This is a genomic window from Massilia yuzhufengensis (assembly GCF_900112225.1).
Taxonomy (GTDB): domain Bacteria; phylum Pseudomonadota; class Gammaproteobacteria; order Burkholderiales; family Burkholderiaceae_D; genus Telluria; species Telluria yuzhufengensis.
Genome location: NZ_FOLD01000004.1, coordinates 194,766 through 216,432, shown reverse-complemented (window position 1 = coordinate 216,432; position 21,667 = coordinate 194,766). Strand labels below are relative to the sequence as shown.

20 protein-coding genes are annotated in these 21,667 nt (G+C 64.5%); 19 read left to right on the top strand and 1 reads right to left on the bottom strand.

Annotated features, from left to right (window positions below):
• Position 1 precedes the first annotated feature (1 nt).
• Positions 2 to 1,000 (top strand): RNA polymerase sigma factor RpoS, encoded by a 999-nt coding sequence (rpoS, locus tag BM031_RS05755; protein WP_091872278.1) that lies wholly within the window; start codon positions 2 to 4, stop codon positions 998 to 1,000.
• 311 nt (positions 1,001 to 1,311) lie between these two features.
• Positions 1,312 to 2,691, top strand: a complete 1,380-nt coding sequence (rlmD, locus tag BM031_RS05750; RefSeq protein ID WP_091872455.1) for a 23S rRNA (uracil(1939)-C(5))-methyltransferase RlmD — start codon at positions 1,312 to 1,314, stop codon at positions 2,689 to 2,691.
• Positions 2,692 to 2,908: 217 nt separating this feature from the next.
• Here the strand turns inward: rlmD and BM031_RS05745 are convergent, their stop codons facing one another.
• Positions 2,909 to 3,610 carry a Bax inhibitor-1/YccA family protein gene (locus BM031_RS05745; RefSeq protein WP_229408633.1) on the bottom strand — a complete coding sequence of 234 codons (702 nt, stop codon included), beginning with the start codon at positions 3,608 to 3,610 and terminating at the stop codon, positions 2,909 to 2,911.
• A gap of 241 nt (positions 3,611 to 3,851) precedes the next feature.
• Between BM031_RS05745 and ndk the strand changes: the two genes are divergently transcribed.
• From ndk to BM031_RS05660, 17 genes are all read left to right on the top strand, one after another.
• Positions 3,852 to 4,265: a nucleoside-diphosphate kinase gene (gene ndk / locus BM031_RS05740; protein WP_091872275.1), complete on the top strand. Its 414-nt coding sequence runs from the start codon at positions 3,852 to 3,854 to the stop codon at positions 4,263 to 4,265.
• Between the two features lie 104 nt (positions 4,266 to 4,369).
• Positions 4,370 to 5,539, top strand: coding sequence for a dual-specificity RNA methyltransferase RlmN (gene rlmN, locus BM031_RS05735; protein WP_091872273.1), 1,170 nt, complete (start codon positions 4,370 to 4,372; stop codon positions 5,537 to 5,539).
• Positions 5,539 to 6,342, top strand: a complete 804-nt coding sequence (gene pilW, locus BM031_RS05730; protein ID WP_091872271.1) for a type IV pilus biogenesis/stability protein PilW — start codon at positions 5,539 to 5,541, stop codon at positions 6,340 to 6,342. Before rlmN ends, pilW begins: the two co-directional genes overlap by 1 nt.
• A gap of 24 nt (positions 6,343 to 6,366) precedes the next feature.
• On the top strand, positions 6,367 to 7,338 hold the full coding sequence (locus BM031_RS05725; protein ID WP_091872267.1) for a helix-turn-helix domain-containing protein: 972 nt from the start codon (positions 6,367 to 6,369) through the stop codon (positions 7,336 to 7,338).
• Positions 7,339 to 7,366: 28 nt separating this feature from the next.
• Positions 7,367 to 8,650: a flavodoxin-dependent (E)-4-hydroxy-3-methylbut-2-enyl-diphosphate synthase gene (gene ispG, locus BM031_RS05720; RefSeq protein WP_229408631.1), complete on the top strand. Its 1,284-nt coding sequence runs from the start codon at positions 7,367 to 7,369 to the stop codon at positions 8,648 to 8,650.
• A gap of 105 nt (positions 8,651 to 8,755) precedes the next feature.
• A complete protein-coding gene (gene hisS / locus BM031_RS05715; RefSeq protein ID WP_091872261.1) occupies positions 8,756 to 10,111 on the top strand; it encodes a histidine--tRNA ligase in 1,356 nt (451 codons plus the stop codon).
• Positions 10,112 to 10,171: 60 nt separating this feature from the next.
• Positions 10,172 to 10,846, top strand: a complete 675-nt coding sequence (locus BM031_RS05710; RefSeq protein ID WP_091872259.1) for a YfgM family protein — start codon at positions 10,172 to 10,174, stop codon at positions 10,844 to 10,846.
• A gap of 85 nt (positions 10,847 to 10,931) precedes the next feature.
• Positions 10,932 to 12,104 carry an outer membrane protein assembly factor BamB gene (gene bamB, locus BM031_RS05705; protein ID WP_091872256.1) on the top strand — a complete coding sequence of 391 codons (1,173 nt, stop codon included), beginning with the start codon at positions 10,932 to 10,934 and terminating at the stop codon, positions 12,102 to 12,104.
• A gap of 9 nt (positions 12,105 to 12,113) precedes the next feature.
• Positions 12,114 to 13,457, top strand: a complete 1,344-nt coding sequence (der, locus tag BM031_RS05700; RefSeq protein WP_091872253.1) for a ribosome biogenesis GTPase Der — start codon at positions 12,114 to 12,116, stop codon at positions 13,455 to 13,457.
• A 141-nt stretch (positions 13,458 to 13,598) separates the two neighbouring features.
• A complete protein-coding gene (hfq, locus tag BM031_RS05695; protein WP_026354376.1) occupies positions 13,599 to 13,835 on the top strand; it encodes an RNA chaperone Hfq in 237 nt (78 codons plus the stop codon).
• A gap of 32 nt (positions 13,836 to 13,867) precedes the next feature.
• Positions 13,868 to 15,070 (top strand): GTPase HflX, encoded by a 1,203-nt coding sequence (gene hflX / locus BM031_RS05690; protein ID WP_091872251.1) that lies wholly within the window; start codon positions 13,868 to 13,870, stop codon positions 15,068 to 15,070.
• A 3-nt stretch (positions 15,071 to 15,073) separates the two neighbouring features.
• A complete protein-coding gene (gene hflK, locus BM031_RS05685; protein WP_091872248.1) occupies positions 15,074 to 16,360 on the top strand; it encodes an FtsH protease activity modulator HflK in 1,287 nt (428 codons plus the stop codon).
• Positions 16,360 to 17,232 (top strand): protease modulator HflC, encoded by an 873-nt coding sequence (hflC, locus tag BM031_RS05680; RefSeq protein WP_091872245.1) that lies wholly within the window; start codon positions 16,360 to 16,362, stop codon positions 17,230 to 17,232. Before hflK ends, hflC begins: the two co-directional genes overlap by 1 nt.
• A gap of 351 nt (positions 17,233 to 17,583) precedes the next feature.
• Entirely contained in the window at positions 17,584 to 18,738 is a 1,155-nt protein-coding gene (locus BM031_RS05675) for an ATP phosphoribosyltransferase regulatory subunit (protein WP_091872242.1), read from the top strand.
• 3 nt (positions 18,739 to 18,741) lie between these two features.
• Positions 18,742 to 20,058 carry an adenylosuccinate synthase gene (locus tag BM031_RS05670; protein WP_091872239.1) on the top strand — a complete coding sequence of 439 codons (1,317 nt, stop codon included), beginning with the start codon at positions 18,742 to 18,744 and terminating at the stop codon, positions 20,056 to 20,058.
• Between the two features lie 30 nt (positions 20,059 to 20,088).
• A complete protein-coding gene (locus BM031_RS05665) occupies positions 20,089 to 20,628 on the top strand; it encodes a phosphoribosyltransferase (protein WP_091872236.1) in 540 nt (179 codons plus the stop codon).
• Between the two features lie 390 nt (positions 20,629 to 21,018).
• On the top strand, positions 21,019 to 21,615 hold the full coding sequence (locus BM031_RS05660; protein WP_091872233.1) for a MarC family protein: 597 nt from the start codon (positions 21,019 to 21,021) through the stop codon (positions 21,613 to 21,615).
• The last annotated feature ends 52 nt before the right edge of the window (positions 21,616 to 21,667 follow it).

Below are 21,667 nucleotides of genomic sequence, written 5' to 3'. Positions count from 1 at the left end.
TATGACGCAGCCGCCGCACTCGCTGGACCAGCAGGACACCGACGAGTTTCCGGACGAACCGGAGAACGAAGGCGGGGCTGCGGCCGACGCGGCCGAGGTTCCCTCTGGCGGCGGCCACGAAGTCGATACGGTGGACGAGTTGCGCAAGGTCCTGCAGGCCGAGCTCGCCACCGACACCACCCAGCACTACCTCAACCAGATCGGCACCCGCCCGCTGCTGTCGGCGAGCGAAGAGTCGCATGTCGCCACCCTGGCCAAGGGCGGCGACTTCGCCGCGCGCCAGAAGATGATCGAGCATAACCTGCGCCTGGTCGTCTCGATCGCCAAGCACTACATCAACCGCGGCGTGGTGCTGCTCGACCTCATCGAGGAAGGCAACATCGGCCTGATGCGCGCGATCGACAAGTTCGAACCCGAACGCGGCTTCCGTTTCTCGACCTACGCCACCTGGTGGATCCGCCAGAGCATCGAGCGCGCCATCATGAACCAGGCCCGCACCGTGCGCCTGCCGGTGCACATGGTGCGCGAACTTAACGCCGTCCTGCGCGCCAAATATCACCTCGAAGCCCAGAAGCACGACGGCAAGGACGCCTCCTGCGAGGACATCGCCAGCCTGGTAGGCAGGCCGGTGGAAGAAGTACAGGACATCCTGGCCCTGTCCGAGCACGCCGCCTCGCTCGACGCGCCGCTCGACAACGACCCCCAGTCGAGCCTGATGGACATGCTGCCCGACGAAGGAGAGGTCATGCCGGACGTGCTGGCCGAGCACCACGAGATGACGGTGCTGGTGCGCGACTGGCTGGCGCGCCTGCCGGACAAGCAGCGCCTGGTCGTCACCCGCCGCTTCGGGCTGGACAACGACGATCCTGCGACGCTGGAAACCCTGGCCGAGGAAATGGGCGTGACGCGCGAACGGGTGCGGCAGATCCAGCAGGAGGCGCTGGTCAAGCTCAAACGGGCCATGGCGGCGCGTGGGGTGGTGCGGGATTCGTTGTTGTAGCGGCCAGGCTTGGGGAAATCAGGCACCGGCCTGCGCCGGTGCGACGTTGGTTTGTTTTGTCGAGTAATCCAGTGTTGGCGATTTACTCACCACTACCCTAAAGACCGTCGTACGCGCCACTGGCGCCTACGACTTCCGGCGCAGGCCGGAACCCAAGTTCAGCAGCCGCGACTCAATCGCACCTCAAGCCCCCCCCGTAGCGCCCACCCCATTTCCTTGCTATCATCCCCGCCGGGCTAACAAGCCCGTTTTTTATGTGCGAACTCCACGCGCAGCCAATCCTGCGCCCCTTCTCCTTTTTCTCTACCACCATGCAAGAAATTTTCATCGACATCAAATCCCTGGATGCGGACGCCCGCGGTGTAGGCCACCTCGACAACGAAGATGGCAGCCAGGGCAAGGTCATCTTCGTCGAAGGCGCGCTGCCGGGCGAACGGGTCAGCTTTGAAACGACGCGCAAGAAGAAGAACTGGGAAGCGGGGCGCATGCTCACGCTGCAGCGCGCCTCGTCGATGCGGGTCGAGCCGAAATGCGTGCACTTCGGCGTCTGCGGCGGCTGCTCGATGCAGCACCTGGAGCCAAGCGCCCAGGTGGCGATGAAGCAGCGCGTCCTGGAGGACAACCTGTGGCACCTGTCCAAGCTGAAGTCCGAGATGATCATGCGCCCGATGTACGGCCCGACCTGGGACTACCGCTACCGCGCCCGCCTGTCGGTGCGCCATGTGCCGAAGAAGGGCGGGGTGCTGGTCGGCTTCCACGAGCGCGGCTCGGCGTTCGTTGCCGACATCGCGTACTGCGAGATCCTGCCCGACCACGTGGCCCAGCTGCTGGTGCCGCTGCGCGAGTTGATCGGCGCGATGTCGCTCTACAACCAGCTGCCGCAGATCGAAGTGGCGATCGGCGAGGACGTCACGGTGCTGGTGCTGCGCATCATGGCGCCACTGACCCAGGCCGACGAGGTGCTGGTGAAGGCCTTCGCCGACAAATGGAACGTCCAGATGTGGCTACAGCCGAAGGGCCCGGACACCGCCTACCCGTTCTACCCGATCGGCAAGGAGCTGTACTACACGCTGCCGGAATTCGGCATCCGCATGCCGTTCAAGCCGACCGATTTCACCCAGGTGAACCACCTGATCAACCGCGTGCTGGTATCGAAGGCGCTGCGCCTGCTGGAAGTGCAGAAAACCGACCGCGTGGCCGACCTGTTCTGCGGCCTGGGCAACTTCACGCTGCCGCTGGCCACCCGGGCGCGCGAAGTGGTGGGCATCGAAGGCAGCACCGCGCTGACCACCCGCGCGCTGGAAAATGCGCAGGCCAACGGCCTGGCCGATAAAACCTCGTTCTCGACCCGCAACCTGTTCGAAGTGACCAAGGACGACCTGGTCGCCCTGGGCCGCTTCGACCGCATGCTGGTCGACCCGCCGCGCGATGGCGCCATGGCGCTGTCGCAGGCATTGGCCGACCTGCGCCAGACGCACGAAGCCTTGATGCCGCAGCGGATCGTCTACGTGTCGTGCAGCCCGTCGACGCTGGCGCGCGACGCGGGCATCCTGGTGCATGGGGCGGGGTATGTGCTCAAGAAGGCGGGGGTATGCAATATGTTCCCGCATACGTCGCATGTGGAGTCGATTGCGGTGTTTGAGTTGGGGGAGCGGCCGGTGGTGGCTGATGCGGAGCCGGTAGCGGCCTAGCACGCAAAATTGGGCGGAGCAGTGCCAGTGGCTCTGCTCCGGCCTGCGCCGGGACGACGGCTCATGGGCAGGCGGTGAAGGTGAAAGTACCTGTACACGAAAGACCGTCGTTCCGGCGAAGGCCGGAACCCAAGTCCGTCGCACCATGTTAGCAATAGCAAATGCACGAAAAAAAAGCCGACCTAACAGTCGGCTTTTTCACTAACCCTAAACCCGCTTAATCGCGATCGCCCCCGGCAATCCCCAGCAGGTGCAGCAGGCTTGTGAAGATGTTGTACACGTCCAGGTAAATCGCCAGCGTCGCCGAGATGTAGTTGGTCTCGCCGCCGTTGATGATGCGCTGCACGTCGAACAGGATGAAGGCCGAGAAGATGCCGATGGCCAGCACCGAGATCACGATCGACAGCACCGACATCTGCAGGAAGATGTTGGCCACCGCAGCCAGCAGGATCACGACCACGCCGGCCATCAGCCAGCTGCCCATGCCCGAGAAATCGCGCTTGGTGGTGGTGGCGATCGAGGCCATGACGGCGAACACGCAGGCGGTGCCGCCGAAGGCGGTCATGATCAGGGTGCCGCCGTTGCTGTAGCCGAGGGTGTGGCGCAGCAGCGGGGTGAGCATCAGGCCCATGAAGAAGGTAAAGCCGAGCAGGAAGGCCACGCCCAGCGCCGAGTGCTTGGTTTTTTCGATGGCGAACATGAAGCCGAAGGCGACAACCATGAAGATGATGAAGCCGAAGCCGCCGCTGAGCATCGGCAGTTCCATCGACACGCCGATGAAGGCGCCCAGCACGGTCGGGATCATCGACAGCGCGAGCAGCCAGTAGGTGTTGCGCAGGACGTTGTTGGTCGTGGCGGTGGTCGCACGACCGCGCTTGGTCAGGTCGATCGTGCTGCGGGGTTGCGAATTGGGGAACATGGTGCCTCCGGTTAGTGGATGAGCTTCACTGAAAACATACAAGGCAAAGCTTAGCGCTAGCTTAAACGGCAATGAATTCAGGGCGTTTTACCCCATCACTCTACCACTTTGCCTGGTAATGCCGCAATATCGGCTATATGGGGGATGTATGGTAAAATTGAAGGTTGATTGAGCCCCAATTTTGTTCTCGGCGTTCTCAAGAATTTCTCAATTTTAACCTTTCTTTTATTGGAGTTATTACATGGCAATCGAACGCACCCTGTCGATCATCAAACCAGACGCAGTTGCAAAAAACGTGATCGGCCAGATCTACACCCGCTTCGAACAAGCCGGCCTGAAGATCGTTGCAGCCAAGATGACCCAGCTGTCGCGCGAGCAGGCTGAAGGCTTCTACGCCGCCCACAAGGAGCGCGGCTTCTTCAAGGACCTGGTTGACTTCATGGTCTCGGGCCCAGTCATGATCCAGGCCCTGGAAGGCGAAAACGCCGTCCTGAAGCACCGCGACCTGATGGGCGCGACCGATCCGAAGAAAGCTGAAAAAGGCACCATCCGCGCCGATTTCGCCGATTCGATCGACGCCAACGCCGTCCACGGTTCGGACGCTGTCGAAGCCGCACAAGTCGAAATCGCTTACTTCTTCCCAGAAGTGAAGTAATCGCCGTAGTCAGTCCTGCATCAAGAACCGCTCGCCCGTTGCCCCGGCCCGGCGAGCGGCGCTGTAATAGTTTTACTGCATCAATTTTAGGTATCCAGAACATCATGACGACTCTCACTAACCTGCTGGACTTCGATCCCGCGCAACTCGTCGCCTATTGCGGCGAGCTGGGTGAGAAGCCGTTCCGTGCCAAGCAACTGCAGCGCTGGATCCACCAGTTCGGGGCGTCGAACTTCGACGACATGACCGACCTGGCCAAGTCGCTGCGCGAAAAGCTCAAGACCCGCGCGTCCGTCACGGCGCCGGCTGTCATCAGCGACCATACCTCCACCGACGGTACCCGCAAATGGCTGGTCGACGTCGGCGACGGCAATGCCGTGGAAACCGTGTTCATCCCGGAAGAAAACCGCGGCACGCTGTGCATTTCCACCCAGGCCGGCTGCGCCGTCAACTGCCGTTTCTGCTCCACCGGCAAGCAGGGCTTCAACCGCAACCTCACCGTGGCCGAGATCATCGGCCAGCTGTGGATGGCCGAGTTCGAGCTGCGCCGTACCAAGGGCATCGAGCCGGGCCCGAAGGGCGAGCGCCAGATCACCAACGTGGTCATGATGGGCATGGGCGAGCCGCTGCTCAACTACGAGCCGACCGTCACCGCCCTCAAGCTGATGCTCGACGATAACGCCTACGGCCTGTCGCGCCGCCGCGTCACCCTGTCGACCTCGGGCGTGGTGCCGAACATCGACAAGCTGTCCCAGGACGTGCCGGTGGCGCTGGCCGTATCGCTGCACGCGTCGAACGACGCCCTGCGCGATATCCTGGTGCCGCTGAATAAGAAATACCCGCTGCGCGAGCTGATGGCCGCGTGCAAGCGCTATCTTGAATTCGCTCCGCGCGACTTCATCACCTTCGAATACTGCATGCTCGACGGCTTCAACGACAGCGACGAGCACGCGCGCGAACTCATCAAGCTGGTGACCGACCCGGTGGTGGGCATCAACTGCAAGTTCAACCTGATCCCGTTCAATCCGTTCCCGGAATCGGGCCTGTTCCGCTCCAAGAACCCGCGCATCAAGGCGTTTGCCCAGGTGCTGATGGATGCCGGCATCGTCACCACCGTGCGCAAGACGCGCGGCGACGACATCGACGCCGCCTGCGGCCAGCTGGCCGGCGAAGTGCAGGACCGCACCCGCGTGGCCCAGCGCATGGAAAAGATGGCCGAATACCAGAAAAAGTTCGGCGCCGATTTCGGGCGTATCGTGGAGATTCCTTCCTGATGCTGCGTACCGCCGGCCGCGCCGCTGTCCTCATCCTGTCCTGCCTGCTGGCCGCCTGCGCGGGCAGCGGCGGCGGCAGCGGCAGTGGCGAGCTGAGAACCGCGTCGGACCAGACCGCGGCGGAAAAGCGTGCCTCGATCCGCATCCAGCTGGCGGTCGGCTACTACCAGGACGGCAAGTACGAAATCGCGCTGGACGAAGTCAAGCAGGCGATTGCAGTCGAGCCCGGCAATGCCGAGGCCTACGGCTTGCGCGCCCTGATCTACACCGCGATGGGCCAGCTCCAGCTGGCCGACGAGAACTACCAGACGGCCCTGCGCCTCAAGCCCGGCAACCCGGACCTGTCGAACAACTACGGGTCCTTCCTGTGCCAGTCGCTCGACAAGCCGGCCCAGGCCATGCCGTATTTCGACGCCGCGCTGCGCAACCGCGCCTACCAGACCCCGGTGAGCGCGCTGGTCAATGCCGGCGTATGCGGCATCCGCAACCGCCAGTTCGACGCGGCCGAGCGCTACCTGCTCGAGGCGGTGCGTTTCAACCCAGGCTTGCAGGCCACGAATGCCGGCCTGGCACGGATCTATTACGAGCGGCGCGACTATACCCGCGCCGGTTTTTTCATTAACCGACTGATCGAGACGTCGAAACTCGACGCGCTGCCGGCCGATGCGCTGTGGCTCGCCATGCGCGTCCAGCGCAAGCTGGGTGACCGAACCCACGAAGCCAGCTTTGCCGCCCAGCTGCGGCGCCGCTTCCCCGGCTCGCCGGAGTACGCGGCCCTCGAGCGCGGCGCATTTGATGACTGAAACTAGCACAGTGAGACCAGTACAATGAACGAGCACGCAGACCAGCCGGCAACGCCGGGCAACGACGCCGGCATTCCCGGCAAGACCCTGCAGTCCCAGCGCGAAGCGATGGGCTGGAGCGTCGAGCAGGTGGCCGACCAGCTCAAACTCGCGCCGCGCCAGGTGGTGGCGCTGGAAGCGGGCGACTACGCCGCGCTGCCCAGCCCGGCCGTCACGCGCGGCTTCGTGCGCGCCTACGCCAAGCTGCTGAAGATCGACGCCGCCCCGCTGGTGGCCAAGATCGAAATGAACATGCCGCCGGAAGCCCAGGCCGGCGCAATGGCCTCGGTACCGCGCCGCGAGCAGCGCCCGGCCTCGTTCTCGCAAAGCCGCTTCCCGATCGGCGGCAAGCGCAACAAGCTGCCGGTGGGCCTGATCGCCGGCGCCATCGCCCTGGTCGCCGCCGGCGCCGCGCTGTGGCACTTCGGCCTGATCCCGCTTGGCCAGCAGCCGGAAGCCGACACCGGCGCCGTGCTCGAGGCGCCGGTGGTCGCGCCAGGCGTCCCGGCCGGCCAGGATGCCGTGCTGAACCCGTCGGTGCCGCTGATTTCCGTGCCGGCGCCGGCAGGCGAGGGCGCCGCCGCGCCAGCGGCTGTCCCGTCGACCACGCCGGCTCCGGCCCCAGGCACGGGCGCCGCCCCTGTCGCCGCGCCGCCTGTCGCCGCCCCGGCCGCCACGCTGGCCGCGCCCGTCACGGCCGTGCCTGCGCCGGCCGGCGCCAACGCGCTGGTGCTGGAGGTGCGTGAAGATTCATGGATCGAAGTGCGTCCGGCCAGGGGCGGCAAGGCCCTCATCTCGCGCCTCGTCAAGGGCGGTTCGACCGAGACCTTCGAGGTCGCCGAACCGGTCAATGTGGTGGTGGGCAACCCCGCGGGCGTGTCCGCCACGCTGCGCGGCGCCAGCGTCAGCTTGCCGCAGCAGCCGGGCAAGACCATCGCGCGCGTCGCACTGAAATAAGCCGGGCCAGCCAACGATGGAACAGAACATGATCGTGAACCAAGCCTGCCTGCAGGAGCCAATCCCGTCGGGCCCGCTACCGCGCGGCATCCGCCGCAAGGTCGCGGTGTCGCATGGCGCGCGCACCGTCTGGGTCGGCGGCGACGCGCCGGTGGTGGTGCAGTCGATGACCAACACCGACACCGCCGACGTGATCGGCACCGCCATCCAGGTCAAGGAACTGGCGCGCGCCGGCTCGGAAATCGTGCGCATCACGGTGGACACGCCGGCCGCGGCGGCCGCGGTGCCGGCCATCCGCGAACAGCTCGATCGCATGGAAATCGATACGCCGCTGGTGGGCGACTTCCACTACAACGGCCACCTGCTGCTGCGCGACTATCCGGAATGCGCGCAGGCGCTGTCGAAATACCGCATCAACCCGGGCAACGTGGGGCAGGGCGCCAAGCGCGACACCCAGTTCGCCCAGATGATCGAGATCGCCGCGAAGTACGACAAGCCGGTGCGTATCGGCGTCAACTGGGGCAGCCTCGACCAGTCGCTGCTGGCCCGCATCATGGATGAAAACGCCAGCCGCGCCAACCCGTGGACGGCGCAGGCCGTGATGTACGAAGCCCTCATCACCTCGGCCATCGAGAACGCGATCCGCGCCGAAGAAGTGGGCCTGGCGCGCGACAAGATCATCCTGTCGTGCAAGGTGTCGGGCGTGCAAGACCTGATCGCGGTCTACCGCGAACTGGCGCGCCGCTGCGACTACCCGCTGCACCTGGGTCTGACCGAAGCGGGCATGGGCAGCAAGGGCATCGTCGCTTCCACCGCGGCCCTGTCGGTGCTGCTGCAGGAAGGCATCGGCGACACCATCCGCATTTCGCTCACGCCCGAGCCGGGCGGCGACCGCACCCGCGAAGTCGTGGTCGGCCAGGAAATCCTGCAGACCATGGGCCTGCGTAAGTTTACCCCGATGGTGATCGCCTGCCCGGGCTGCGGACGCACCACCTCGACCGTGTTCCAGGAACTGGCCGACAACATCCAGACCTTCCTGCGCGATTCGATGCCGGAGTGGAAACAGCTGTACCCGGGCGTGGAAGCGATGAACGTGGCCGTGATGGGCTGCATCGTCAACGGCCCGGGCGAATCGAAGCACGCCAACATCGGCATCAGCCTGCCCGGTACCGGCGAATCGCCGGCGGCGCCGGTGTTCGTCGATGGCCAGAAATTCGCCACCTTGCGCGGCGAGCGCATCGTGGACGAGTTCCAGGCGATCGTGCTGGACTACGTGAAGAAGAATTACAGCCGCGAGGCGACTACGGTGTAACCCGTAGGGTGGTCGGGTCTCCCGACCGCGCGTTCAAACACTGCATGCGTGATGTGAACGAGCGGTCGGCGAAGCCGACCACCCTATGAAAAGAAAGCTGACAATATGTCCAAACCAGAAAAAATCGTCGCCGTCAAAGGCATGAACGACATCCTCCCGCAAGACGCACCGATGTGGGAGCTGTTCGAGAACACCGCTGAAACGATCCTGAAAAGCTACGGCTACCAGAAGATCGTGACCCCGATCGTGGAAGACACGAGCCTGTTTGCGCGCGCCATCGGCGCCGTGACCGACATCGTCGAAAAGGAGATGTATTCCTTCGAAGACTCGATGAACGGCGACAAGCTCACCCTGCGCCCGGAAGGCACGGCCGGCGCCGTGCGCGCCGTCATCGAGCACAACCTGGTGTACGAGGGCCCCAAGCGCCTGTGGTACAAGGGCCCGATGTTCCGCCACGAGCGCCCGCAGCGCGGGCGCTACCGCCAGTTCTTCCAGATCGGCGCGGAAGCGGTCGGTTTCTCGGGCCCGGACATCGACGCCGAGCTGATCATGCTGTGCCGCCGCCTGTGGGATGACCTGGGCCTGCAGAACGTGCGCCTGGAGCTCAATTCCATCGGCAACGCCGACGAGCGCCTGCGCCACCGCGCCGACCTGATCGCCTACCTGGAACAGCACGAGGACATCCTCGACGCCGAGGCCAAGCGCCGCCTGCACAGCAACCCGCTGCGCATCCTGGATACGAAAAACCCGGCGATGCAGGAAATGGTCAACGCCGCGCCCAAGCTGCTGGACTACCTGGGCGAGGAATCGCAGGCCCACCTCGACGGCCTGAAGAAGATCCTCGACCGCAACGCGGTGCAGTACACGGTCAATCCGCGCCTGGTGCGCGGCCTGGATTACTACAACCGCACCGTGTTCGAATGGGTCACCGACGCGCTGGGCTCGCAGGGCACCATCTGCGCGGGTGGGCGCTACGATCCGCTGATCGAGCAGTTCGGCGGCAAGCCGACGCCGGCGGTGGGATTCGCGATGGGCATCGAGCGCATCATCGAGCTCATGAAAGGCCTGGGCGAAACCCAGGCGCCGTCCCAGTGCGACGTCTACATGGTGCACCAGGGCGAGGCGGCCCAGGCCCAGGCCTTCATCATGGCCGAGCGCCTCCGCGATGCCGGGCTGGATGTTGTGTTACATTGCGCGACACCGGCGGGAAGCGGCAGCTTCAAGAGCCAGATGAAGAAGGCCGACGGCAGCGGCGCGGCCTTTGCCGTGATCATCGGCGAAGACGAAATGGCGAACGACCAGGCCGCCGTCAAGGCGATGCGTGGCGACGCCGGCGAGCAGCAGCAGGCGAACGTGCCCTTCGACGGGCTGGTCGATTACGTGGTCGACCAGATCATCGGCGGCGGCGAGCACGACTGCGACGACGAGAACTGCAACGAGCACGGACACCACCGCCACTAAGCCGGGGCCAGCCCGGGCGAACGACACCGATCCACCACCACCACAAGAACAGAGCAGAACATGGCATACGATCTCGAAGAACAGGAACAGATAGCGACCTTCAAGGCCTTTTGGTCGCGTTTCGGCAACCTCATCACCTGGGTGCTGATCGCCGTGCTGGGTTCCTACGCCGCCTACAACTTCTGGAATTCGCACAAGCGTACCCAGTCGGTCGAGGCCTCGGCCCTGTACGACGAGCTGGCCAACGCGGTCACCGCGAACGACAACGCGAAAGCCCAGCGCGTCGCCGCCGACATGCAGAAGAAATACGACAGCACCAGCTACGCGCAGATGGCCGCGCTGGGCGCCGCCAAGACCGCCTTCGAAGCGAACGACCTCAAGACCGCCAAGACCCAGCTGCAATGGGTGGTGGACCATGGCAACGACGAGTACAAGGCGATCGCCAAGCTGCGCCTGGCCGGCGTGCTGCTCGATGAAAAAGCCTACGACGCCGCGCTCAAGATGCTCAGCGACGGGATCCCGCAGCAGTTCGCGGTGGAAGTGTCGGACCGCAAGGGAGACGTGCTGGTGGCGCAGAACAAGCTGGCCGAAGCACGCCAGGCCTACGTGGCCGCGCTGGCCGCAATGCCGAAGGAACACCCGGCGCGCCAGCTGGTGACGGTCAAGCTCGAAGCCATCGGCGGCACCGCGCCGGCGGAAGCAAAAGACGTGAAAGCGCCGGCGGCCGCCGCTTGATCAACCGATTCACAGGCCCGCGCCCGCTTCTTGAAGCGTGCGCGGGCTTTGCGTCCTCTACAGTCCAGGAACAAGGTTAAAGAATATGCGTATTAGCAGCAAACTTGTTGGTGTTGGTGTATTGGCCCTGATGACGGGCTGCTCGAGCATGCCCTCGCTTCCTTCGCTCAGCTCGCTCAATCCCTTCTCGTCGAAATCCAAGACCGACCAGCCCGCAGCGCTGGTCGAGCTCAAGGCATCGATGGCCGTGCGTACCGCGTGGAAGCTGGACATCGGCAAATCGGGTCCGTTCCAGTTCTCGCCTGCACTGGCCGGCAATACCGTGATCGTGGCCGGCGGCGATGGCGACATCGCCCGCGTCGAAGCCGCTACCGGCAAGCTGATGTGGCGCGCCAAGGCCGGCACCCCGCTCTCGAGCGGCGTCGGCACCGACGGCAACCTGATCGTGGTCGGCGGCACCAAGGGCGTCCTGCTGGCCTTCGACATGGACGGCAAGCCACTGTGGAAGTCGCAGCTGTCGAGCGAACTGCTGTCGGCCCCGGTCGTGGGCCAGGGCGTGGTGGTGGCGCGCAGCCTCGACAACCGGATCGTCGGCATCGATGCCAAGACCGGCGAAAAGAAATGGACCGTGCAGCGCGTGTCGCCGCCGCTGACCCTGCGCAGCGCGCCGGGCATGCTCATCAATAACACCGACGTCATCGTCGCCCAGCCGGGCGGCAAGCTGTCGTCCTTCATCCTCGCGACCGGCGCGCCGCGCTGGGACGTGGAAGTGGGCGTGGCGCGCGGCGCTACCGAACTGGAGCGCGTGACCGACATCGCCGCCGCCCCGGTGCTGTTCGAGAACGACGTCTGCGCCGTGGCCTACCAGGGCCGGGTCGCCTGCTTCGACGTGGCCACCGGTTCGGCCAAATGGACCCGCGACCTGTCGTCGGAAGCCGGCGTCGCCGTCGACCAGCGCTTCGTGTTCGCGCCGGACGACAAGGGCGCACTACTGGCCTATAACCGTGATACCGGAGCATCGGCCTGGAAGAACGACAAGCTCGCCTTCCGCCGCCTCTCCACCCCGCTGTCGTACGGCCGTGCCGTCGCGGTGGGAGACTACCAGGGCATCGTGCACTTCCTGTCGCGCGAAGACGGCTCCTTCCTGGCGCGCGCCGCCACCGATGGCAGCCCGATGGCCGGCACCCCCGTGGTGGCCGGTTCGCACCTGATCTTTCAAACACAAAATGGAACTGTGACCGCTATCGCGGTCGAATAGAATAAAACAATGAAGCCGGTAATCGCACTCGTAGGTCGCCCGAACGTCGGGAAGTCGACCCTGTTTAACCGCCTCACCCGTTCGCGGGATGCATTGGTGGCCGACCTCCCTGGCCTGACCCGCGACCGCCACTATGGCGAAGGCCGGATCGGCGAACGTCCGTTCCTGGTCATCGACACGGGTGGTTTCGAGCCGGTGGCCAAAGAGGGCATCATGTTCGAAATGGCGCTGCAGACGCGCCAGGCGGTGGCGGAAGCCGACGTCGTCGTGTTCATCGTCGACGGCCGCCAGGGCATGACCCCGCACGACAAGACCATCACCGATTACCTGCGCAAGACGGGCCGCAAGGTCATGCTCGTGGTCAATAAGTCCGAGGGCATGAAGTACACCTCGGTCACGGCCGACTTCTACGAACTCGGCATGGGCGACCCCTACGTCATTTCGGCCGCCCACGGCGACGGCGTCAACGACCTCGTGGTCGAGGCGCTCGACTTCGCCTTCGCCAGCCGTCCCGACGCCGAGCAAGAGGGCGAGCACGTCGACCATGGCGTGAAGATCGCCATCGTCGGCCGTCCCAATGTCGGCAAGTCGACCCTCATCAACACCCTGGTCGGCGAGCAGCGCGTGATTGCCTTCGACATGCCGGGCACCACCCGCGATTCGATCGAAGTGCCGTTCGAGCGCGACGGCAAGCAGTACACGCTGATCGACACGGCCGGTATCCGCCGCCGCGGCAAGATTTTCGAGGCCATCGAGAAGTTCTCGGTGGTCAAGACCATGCAGTCGATCTCGGACGCCAACGTGGTCGTGCTGCTGCTCGACGCCCAGCAGGATATTTCCGAGCAAGATGCGCACATTGCCGGCTTCATCTTGGAGTCGGGCAGGGCACTGGTGGTGGCCGTCAACAAGTGGGACGGCCTGCAGTCGGACGACCGCGACGAGGTGAAAATCGACCTCGACCGCAAGCTCGACTTCCTGTCCTTCGCCAAGACCCACTTCATCTCGGCGCTCAAGGGCACCGGGGTGTCGCAACTGATGAAGTCGGTGGACGCCGCCTACGCCGCCGCGACCGCCAACCTGTCGACCCCGCGCCTGACCCGCGCGCTGCAGGAAGCCGTGGAAAAGCAGGAACCGAAGCGCAAGGGCACGACCCGTCCGAAGCTGCGCTACGCCCACCAGGGTGGCCAGAATCCGCCGATCATCGTCATCCACGGCAATGCCCTGGAAGCTGTCAGCGACCCGTACAAGCGCTACCTGGAACGTCACTTCCGCGACACATTCAACCTCGTCGGCACACCGGTGCGCATCGAGCTCAGGACCGGCAAGAACCCATTTGCCAGGGAGCAGAAATAGCCGTAGCAGTACGACAAAAAGTGGCAAAACAGGTTACAGTAGCCTAAGGGCTGTCATTCGCCAGAGCGGAATGTGGCCCAAGCACTTGAAAAACGGCAAATCGCCTCAAACTTTTAACTACAACAACATTACGGAGCTGTTATGAGCAACAAAGGGCAACTGTTACAAGACCCATTCCTGAACGCATTGCGCAAGGAGCATGTCCCCGTCTCCATCTACCTGGTCAATGGCATCAAGCTGCAAGGCCATATCGAGTCTTTCGACCAGTACGTCGTCCTGCTTCGTAACACCGTGACCCAGATGGTCTACAAGCACGCCATTTCCACCGTCGTCCCGGCCCGCGCCGTCAATCTTAACCTCGACTCCGAAGCCGAGTAAGGCCGATGGCTGACGCCCCCGGCACGAACTCGATGCGCGCAGCGCTGGTCGGCATCGACTTCGGCGCTGGCGATTTTTCCGCCAGCCTCGAAGAGCTGTCCCTGCTGGCGCGCTCCGCCGGCGCCGACCCGATCACCACGATTACGGCCAAGCGCAGCAGTCCCGATGCCGCCTACTTCATCGGCAGCGGCAAGGCCGATGAAATCAAGATGGCCTGCAAGGTCGATGGCATCGACCTCGTCATCTTCAACCACGCACTCTCTCCGGCGCAGCAGCGCAACCTGGAGCGCCGGCTCGAAGTGGGCGTGGTCGACCGTACCAGCCTGATCCTCGACATCTTCGCCCAGCGTGCCCAGAGCCACGAGGGCAAGCTCCAGGTCGAACTGGCCCAGCTGCAGCACCTGGCCACGCGCCTGATCCGCGGCTGGACCCACCTGGAACGCCAAAAGGGCGGTATTGGCCTGCGCGGTCCCGGCGAAACCCAGCTCGAGACCGACCGCCGCCTCATTGGCGAGCGGGTCAAGCAGCTGCGCGCGCGCCTGACCAAGCTGCGCAAGCAGCACGAGACCCAGCGCCGCGCTCGCGGGCGCAACCAGACCTTCTCGGTGTCGCTGGTCGGCTATACCAACGCCGGCAAGTCGACCCTGTTCAACACGCTCACCAAGGCCGGCGTCTACGTCGCGAACCAGCTGTTCGCCACGCTCGACACCACCAGCCGCCGCCTGTACCTGGGCGACGAGGTGGGCAGCATCGTCATCTCCGACACCGTCGGCTTCGTGCGCGAACTGCCCCACCAGCTGGTGGCGGCCTTCCGCGCCACGCTCGAGGAAACCATCCACGCCGACCTGCTGCTGCATGTGGTCGACGGCAATTCGCCGGTGCGCATGGAACAGATCGAGCAGGTCAACGAGGTCCTGCGCGAGATCGGCGCCGATCATATCCCCCAGATCCTGGTGTGGAACAAGATCGATGCCGCCGGGCTCGAGCCTGGGGTCGAGCGTGATGAGTATGATAAGATCAGCCGCGTTTTCATCAGCGCCCATAGCGGCGCCGGCCTGGACCTGCTGCGCGACGCCGTCGTCGAGGCGGCCAAGGCCGGCCCGGGCGCGCGGCGTTCGAACGAGGTGCAGGACGAGCTCGAAGCGGGCTTCTACGACGAGGAACCACCGGTGGACGGTTCCGTCGGAAGCCCTGACAATAATATGACAACCACCACCCATGATGGGCCCCACTAGCCTATGTTCGTATCCTTGATTAAACGTTTCGGCGCCAAGTTGTCGCTGAACGACCCGCGCTGGGGCAACAAGCCCCGCGGTGACCACAAGGCCCAGGAGGGCCGCCGGCCGGGTGAAGGCCCACCGGACCTCGATCAACTCTGGCGCGACTTCAATGCGCGCCTGAACCGCCTGTTCGGTTCGCGCGGCAATGGCGACGGGGGAGGCGGCAATGGCCCGTCCAACCGCGGCGACATGCGCGGCGCCAGCGTCACGGCCGGCGTGGTGGCGGTCATCGTCGCCCTGATCTGGCTGGCGAGCGGCGCCTTCATCGTGCAGGAAGGCCAGACCGGCGTGGTCACCACCTTCGGCAAGCTCAGCCACACCACCGGCGCCGGCTTCAACTGGCGCTGGCCGTACCCCATCCAGGCCCACGAGACCGTCAATGTCTCGCAGATCCGTACCGCCGAGATCGGCTACCGCGCGAACGTCCGCAACAAGCAGGCGCAGGAAGCCTTGATGCTGACCGACGACGAGAACATCATCGACATCCAGTTCGCGGTCCAGTACACGCTGAAGGACCCGGTCCAGTGGCTGTTCAACAACCGCGACCAGGACGACACCGTGCGCCAGGTCGCCGAAACCGCCATCCGCGAAGTGGTCGGCCGCAACAAGATGGACTTCGTGCTGTATGAAGGCCGCGAGAAGGTCGCCGTCGACGTGCACCAGATGATGCAGAAGATCGTCGACCGCTACGCGCTGGGCGCCCTGATCACGAACGTGACCATGCAGGCGGTGCAGCCGCCGGAGCAGGTGCAAAGCGCGTTCGACGACGCCGTGAAAGCCGGCCAGGACCGCGCGCGCGCCAAGAACGAAGGCGAAGCCTACGCCAACCAGGTGATTCCGCAAGCCCGTGGCCAGGCCTTCCGCCTGATGCAGGACGCCGAAGCCTACCGCTCCATGGTGGTGGAAAACGCGACCGGTAACGCCTCGCGCTTCGACCAGGTGGTATCGGCCTACGCCAAGGCCCCGGCCGTGACCCGCGACCGCATGTACATCGACACCATGCAGCAGATCTTCTCGAGCACCAGCAAGGTGATGGTCGATTCGCGCGCGGGCAACCCGATGATCTACCTGCCGCTGGATAAACTGATCGGGCAGGGCGCCGGCCACGACGGCGTGGGCGGCAAGTCGGGCCCGGTGCAGGTGCCGCCGGGCAGCGCCCCGGCCGACGTCGTGCAAGCCTTGGACTCGGTGCGTCAGCGCGACGAACGGGCCCGCGATTCCTCACGTGACAGGGAGAGCCGTTAATGAACCGCCTCGTAACTTTATTTGTGGCGGGCTTCATTGCCCTGATGCTGCTGTCGTCCACCATCTTCGTGGTGGACCAGCGCCGCTTCGCCATCGTGTTCGCCCTGGGTCAGGTGCGCAGCGTGATCACCGAACCGGGCCTGCATTTCAAGCTGCCGCCGCCGTTCCAGAACGTGATCTACCTGGACAAGCGCATCCTCACGCTCGATACGCCTGACGCCGACCGTTTCATCACGGCCGAGAAGAAGAACATCCTGGTGGATGCCTTCGTGAAGTGGCGCATCGTCGACCCGCGCCTGTACTACGTCAGCTTCAGCGGCGACGAAAGCCGCGCCCGCGACCGGATGTCGCAGATCATCAAGGCCGCCCTGAACGACGAGATCACCAAGCGCACCGTGCGCGAAGTGATTTCCGGCGAGCGTGGCCGCGTGATGGAAGCGGTGAAAGAGAAGGTCGTGGCCGAAGCCAAGGAGATCGGCGTGGGCGTGGTGGACGTGCGCCTCAAGCGCGTCGACTACATCGAGCAGATCAACAACTCGGTGTATGAACGCATGAAGGCCGAGCGCATGCGCGTGGCCAACGAACTGCGCTCCACCGGCGCCGCCGAATCCGAGCAAATCCGCGCCGACGCCGACCGCCAGCGCACCGTGATCATCGCCGAAGCCTTCCGCGAGGCCGAGAAGATCAAGGGCGAGGGCGATGCCAAGGCATCGGTGATCTATGCCGACGCGTTCGGCAAGAACCCGGAGTTCGCGCGTTTCTACCGCTCGCTCGAAGCTTACCGCGCCACGTTCAAGAATCGTGGGGACGTGATGGTGGTGGATCCGAATTCGGAGTTCTTCAAGTATTTCAAGCAGCCGGGTAGTAAGTAAGGCTGCGTGCGCCGGCGTGATGCTGGCAAGATTGGGTCCCGGCCTTCGCCGGGACGACGGTTTTTAGGGTGGCGGGCCAGGAGTCGATATCGGCACTCACCCACCACACCAAAGCAACGTCGTCCCGGCGCAGGCCGGGACCCAATTTCATATGCGGACCAACCCTTCAAATCCGTATAGACAACCCCCGCGCAGTGGCTTTTTGCCAACCCGCCCCCCCTGTCGAATCAACATCCTCCGCCTGCACCTCCCCATTTTCGGGTAAAATCACCGATTCGGCGCTCGCACCGTGCGTCAGCACGCCTGCGTGCCAGCCCTTGCTCTTAATACATAACCCGTTAGCTGTTGCCCATGCCGAACTGGCTCCTGCCTGAGAATATCGCCGATGTCTTGCCGTCCGAGGCGCGCAAGATCGAGGATCTGCGCCGCAAGATGCTCGACACCTTCCGCCTGTACGGTTACGAACTGGTCATGCCGCCGCTGCTCGAGTACGTCGATTCGCTGCTGGCCGGCGCGGGGCAGGACACCGAGCTGCGCACCTTCAAGGTGGTCGATCAATTGTCCGGCCGCCTGCTCGGGCTGCGCGCCGACATGACCACGCAAGTGGCCCGTATCGACGCCCACCTGCTCAACCGCGACTCGGTCACCCGCCTGTGCTACGCCGGCAGCGTGCTGCATACCCGTCCATCGGGCCTGCACGCCACCCGCGAGCCGCTCCAGATCGGCGCCGAGATCTACGGCCATGCCGGGCTCGAAGCGGACGCGGAAATCCAGGAACTGGCCCTCAGCTCGGTTGCGCTGGCCGGCTTCACCGACGTGCGCCTCGACCTGTGCCACGTCGGCATCCTGCGTGCGCTGCTGGCCGACGACCCGGCCGCGCGCCGCGACGAAGCCCAGCTGACCTGTTTCCTGCGCGCCAAGGATGCGCCGGGGCTCGACGAGTTCACGCACAATTACCTGCCCGCTACGCGCCAGGCCCTGCTGGCCCTGACGCAGCTGTATGGCGGCATCGACGTGCTGGGACGGGCGAAAGAAGCCTTGCCGGCGCTGCCGGGCATCACCCGTGCGCTGGCCGAACTGGCCGCGCTTGCGGCGAGCGCCATCGGCCGCGCCGAAGTGGCGATCGACCTGGCCGACCTGCGCGGCTACCAGTACGAAAGCGGCGCGATGTTCGCGCTGTACGTGCCGGGATTGCCGAACGCGGTGGCGCGCGGCGGGCGCTACGACCATGTGGGCGAAGCCTTCGGACGCGCGCGCCCGGCGACGGGCTTCTCGCTCGACCTGCGCGAACTGGCGCGGCTGCTGCCGACGGCCGAACGCAAGCATTCCATCCGCGCGCCCTGGGGCAATGCCCCGGAGCTGCGCGAAAAAATCGCTGACCTGCGCAAGGCAGGCGAAGTCGTGATCCAGAGTATGCCGGGTCACGACAATGTTCAGGACGAGTTCGAGTGCGACCGCGTGCTCGTCCTCGAAAACGGAAATTGGATTCTCAAAAACTTAGGTTAAGTGATGTCAAATACTAACGTGGCAAAGAACGTCGTTGTCATCGGCACCCAGTGGGGCGATGAAGGCAAGGGCAAGATCGTCGACTGGCTGACCGACCATGCGGCCGGCGTCGTCCGTTTCCAGGGCGGCCATAACGCGGGCCATACGCTCGTGATCAAGGGCCAGAAGACGGCCCTGCAGCTGATCCCTTCGGGCATCATGCGCGAAGGCGTGGCCTGCTACATCGGTAACGGTGTGGTGGTGTCGGTGCCGGACGTGCTGCGCGAAATCGACAAGCTGGCCGCGGCTGGCGTCGAAGTGGCGTCGCGCCTGAAGATCTCGGAAGCCTGCCCGGTCATCCTGCCTTACCACGTCGCCATCGACAAGGCGCGTGAAGCCAAGCGCGGCGAGAACAAGATCGGCACCACCGGCAAGGGCATCGGCCCGGCCTACGAAGACAAGGTGGCCCGCCGCGCGATCCGCATCGCCGACATGCTCAACGCCGAACGCTTCGCCGAGAAGCTCAAGGAAAACCTGGATTACCACAACTTCGTGCTGACCAACTACCTGGGCGCCGAAGCGGTGGACTTCCAGCAGACCTACGACGACGCGATGGCGCAGGTCGAGCGCCTGCGCCCGATGGTCGGCGACGTGTCCTCGATGCTGTACGCCGCCCACAAGGCCGGCGGCAGCCTGCTGTTCGAAGGCGCGCAGGGTTCGCTGCTCGACGTCGACCACGGCACTTATCCGTTCGTCACCTCGTCGAACTGCGTGGCGGGCAACGCCGCCGCCGGCGCCGGCGTCGGCCCGGGCATGCTGCACTACATCATGGGCATCACCAAGGCCTACACCACCCGCGTCGGTTCGGGCCCGTTCCCGGCCGAACTGCCGACCGACCTAGGGGTCGGCGAGCACCTGTCGCGCGTGGGCCACGAGTTCGGCACCGTCACGGGCCGCGCCCGCCGCTGCGGCTGGTTCGACGCCGCGCTGCTGCGCCGCTCGGTCCAGATCAACGGCGTGTCGGGCATGTGCCTGACCAAGCTTGACGTGCTGGACGGTATCGAATCGCTGAAGCTGTGCACCGGCTACAAGATCAATGGCGTCGATGTCGACATCTTCCCGGTCGGCGCCGAAGAAGCCGCCCTGTGCGAGCCTATCTACGAAGAAATGCCGGGTTGGCTTGACTCGACCGTCGGCGCCAAGTCGATGGACGAACTGCCGGCCAACGCCCGCGCCTACATCAAGCGCATCGAAGAGCTGGTCGGTGTGCCGATCGACATGGTGTCGACCGGCCCGGACCGCGAAGAAACCATCGTGCTGCGTCACCCGTTCGCTGCATAAGTTCACTCATAAAAATAGGAATAACCGGAAATGAACACCCCTGCATCGACCGACAAGGACCTCTGGGTTTCGTGGGACGAGTACAACCGCATGGTCGAGCGCCTTGCCCTGCAAGTCTATGAATCGAACTGGAAGTTCGACATGGTGCTGTGCCTGGCGCGCGGCGGCGTGCGCCCGGGCGACGTGATCTCGCGCATCTTCGACGTACCGCTGGCGATCCTGTCGACCAGCTCCTACCGCGAAGAGTCGGGCACCAAGCAGGGCAACCTGGACATCGCCAAGTACATGACGATGACCAAGGGCCCGCTGGCCGGCCGCATCCTGCTGGTCGACGACCTGGCCGACTCCGGCGTCACCCTGCAAAAAGTGCGCGAGCACCTGACCGCGAACTACGCCGACGTCAGCGAAGTGCGTTCGGCCGTCATCTGGGTCAAGGGTACCTCGGCCTTCAAGCCGGACTACCACCTGGAAGACCTGCCGCATAACCCGTGGATCCACCAGCCGTTCGAGGACTACGACGGCCTGCGTCCGCACCAGTTGTCGGCGTGGATGAAGAAGTTCGAGAAGTAAGCTAGCGCGGGCCGGAAGGCGCTGCGTAGAGAAGCGGGGAAGCGTGAGAACGCTCTCCGCTTTTTTGTTTGTACTTTCGAAATCTTGCGTGAGCGGGTGTTTGACGAAATTGGGTTCCGGCCTGCGCCGGAAGTCGTAGGCGCCAGTGGCGCCTACGACGGTTCGTGGGGGAGTGGTGATCGATACACTCTGGCCTGCTCCCTTACCCCGTCGCTCCGGCGGAGGCCGGAGCCTAATTTTGTTCGCTGGTTACGCCCCCGCTCGCACCCCACCTACGCACCCAACACTTTCCCACACGAAAAAAACAATTCCGAACAGCTAGCATCAAGACAATATAACTCTGTTAAGATCGCAACATCCGCACCCCGGGTACGCCAACAATAAAAAACCATGACCCAAAGCTTTTTTCAGACCTTTATCCTGCTGATCCTCGTCACCGATCCCTTCGGTAACGTCCCCCTGTTCGTCGCCGCCCTCAAGGAAGTCCCGGTCGAGCGCCGCCCCCGCATCGTGGTGCGGGAATGCGCGATCGCCTTCCTGCTGCTGCTGGTGTTCATGTTCTTCGGCCAGCACTTTCTCGAGGCGCTACACCTGAGCCCGGTAGCACTGCGCATCGGCGGCGCCGTCATCCTCCTGATGATCGCGATCCGCATGATTTTCCCGCACCCGGACGGCGTCCTGGGCCGTAACGAGCATGGCGAGCCGTTTATCGTCCCGCTGGCGATTCCCGCGCTGGCCGGGCCGTCGGCGCTGGCGACCGTGCTCCTGTTCAGCTCGGGCACCCTGACCGAAACCATGGTCCACGTGGCGGCGCTGGCCGCGGTCGGCGTGGTGTGGCTGGCGGTGTTCCTCAGTGCCGAGCGCCTGCAGCAAAAGCTCGGGCCGCAGGTCATGACGGCCTTCGAGCGCCTGATGGGCCTGATCCTCACGGCCATGTCGGTCGAGATGCTGCTCGGCGGCATACGCGAATTTGTAAAGACCCTCTGATGCCGGTGCGGCCTGCGGTGCGCGGGCGCACGTCGTGTTTCTGGCACACTTT

Excerpts from the sequence above, each read along its gene's own strand:
- BM031_RS05725 (WP_091872267.1), top strand. The coding sequence starts at position 6,367 with ATGAACGAGCACGCAGACCAGCCGGCAACGCCGGGCAACGACGCCGGC.
- pilW (WP_091872271.1), top strand. The coding sequence starts at position 5,539 with ATGCTGCGTACCGCCGGCCGCGCCGCTGTCCTCATCCTGTCCTGCCTG.
- der (WP_091872253.1), top strand. The coding sequence starts at position 12,114 with ATGAAGCCGGTAATCGCACTCGTAGGTCGCCCGAACGTCGGGAAGTCG.
- hfq (WP_026354376.1), top strand. The coding sequence starts at position 13,599 with ATGAGCAACAAAGGGCAACTGTTACAAGACCCATTCCTGAACGCATTG.
- rlmD (WP_091872455.1), top strand. The coding sequence starts at position 1,312 with ATGCAAGAAATTTTCATCGACATCAAATCCCTGGATGCGGACGCCCGC.
- BM031_RS05710 (WP_091872259.1), top strand. The coding sequence starts at position 10,172 with ATGGCATACGATCTCGAAGAACAGGAACAGATAGCGACCTTCAAGGCC.
- bamB (WP_091872256.1), top strand. The coding sequence starts at position 10,932 with ATGCGTATTAGCAGCAAACTTGTTGGTGTTGGTGTATTGGCCCTGATG.
- hflX (WP_091872251.1), top strand. The coding sequence starts at position 13,868 with ATGCGCGCAGCGCTGGTCGGCATCGACTTCGGCGCTGGCGATTTTTCC.
- BM031_RS05675 (WP_091872242.1), top strand. The coding sequence starts at position 17,584 with ATGCCGAACTGGCTCCTGCCTGAGAATATCGCCGATGTCTTGCCGTCC.
- ndk (WP_091872275.1), top strand. The coding sequence starts at position 3,852 with ATGGCAATCGAACGCACCCTGTCGATCATCAAACCAGACGCAGTTGCA.
- rpoS (WP_091872278.1), top strand. The coding sequence starts at position 2 with ATGACGCAGCCGCCGCACTCGCTGGACCAGCAGGACACCGACGAGTTT.
- ispG (WP_229408631.1), top strand. The coding sequence starts at position 7,367 with ATGATCGTGAACCAAGCCTGCCTGCAGGAGCCAATCCCGTCGGGCCCG.
- BM031_RS05665 (WP_091872236.1), top strand. The coding sequence starts at position 20,089 with ATGAACACCCCTGCATCGACCGACAAGGACCTCTGGGTTTCGTGGGAC.
- hflC (WP_091872245.1), top strand. The coding sequence starts at position 16,360 with ATGAACCGCCTCGTAACTTTATTTGTGGCGGGCTTCATTGCCCTGATG.
- hflK (WP_091872248.1), top strand. The coding sequence starts at position 15,074 with ATGTTCGTATCCTTGATTAAACGTTTCGGCGCCAAGTTGTCGCTGAAC.
- hisS (WP_091872261.1), top strand. The coding sequence starts at position 8,756 with ATGTCCAAACCAGAAAAAATCGTCGCCGTCAAAGGCATGAACGACATC.
- rlmN (WP_091872273.1), top strand. The coding sequence starts at position 4,370 with ATGACGACTCTCACTAACCTGCTGGACTTCGATCCCGCGCAACTCGTC.
- BM031_RS05670 (WP_091872239.1), top strand. The coding sequence starts at position 18,742 with ATGTCAAATACTAACGTGGCAAAGAACGTCGTTGTCATCGGCACCCAG.
- BM031_RS05660 (WP_091872233.1), top strand. The coding sequence starts at position 21,019 with ATGACCCAAAGCTTTTTTCAGACCTTTATCCTGCTGATCCTCGTCACC.
- BM031_RS05745 (WP_229408633.1), bottom strand. The coding sequence starts at position 3,610 with ATGTTCCCCAATTCGCAACCCCGCAGCACGATCGACCTGACCAAGCGC.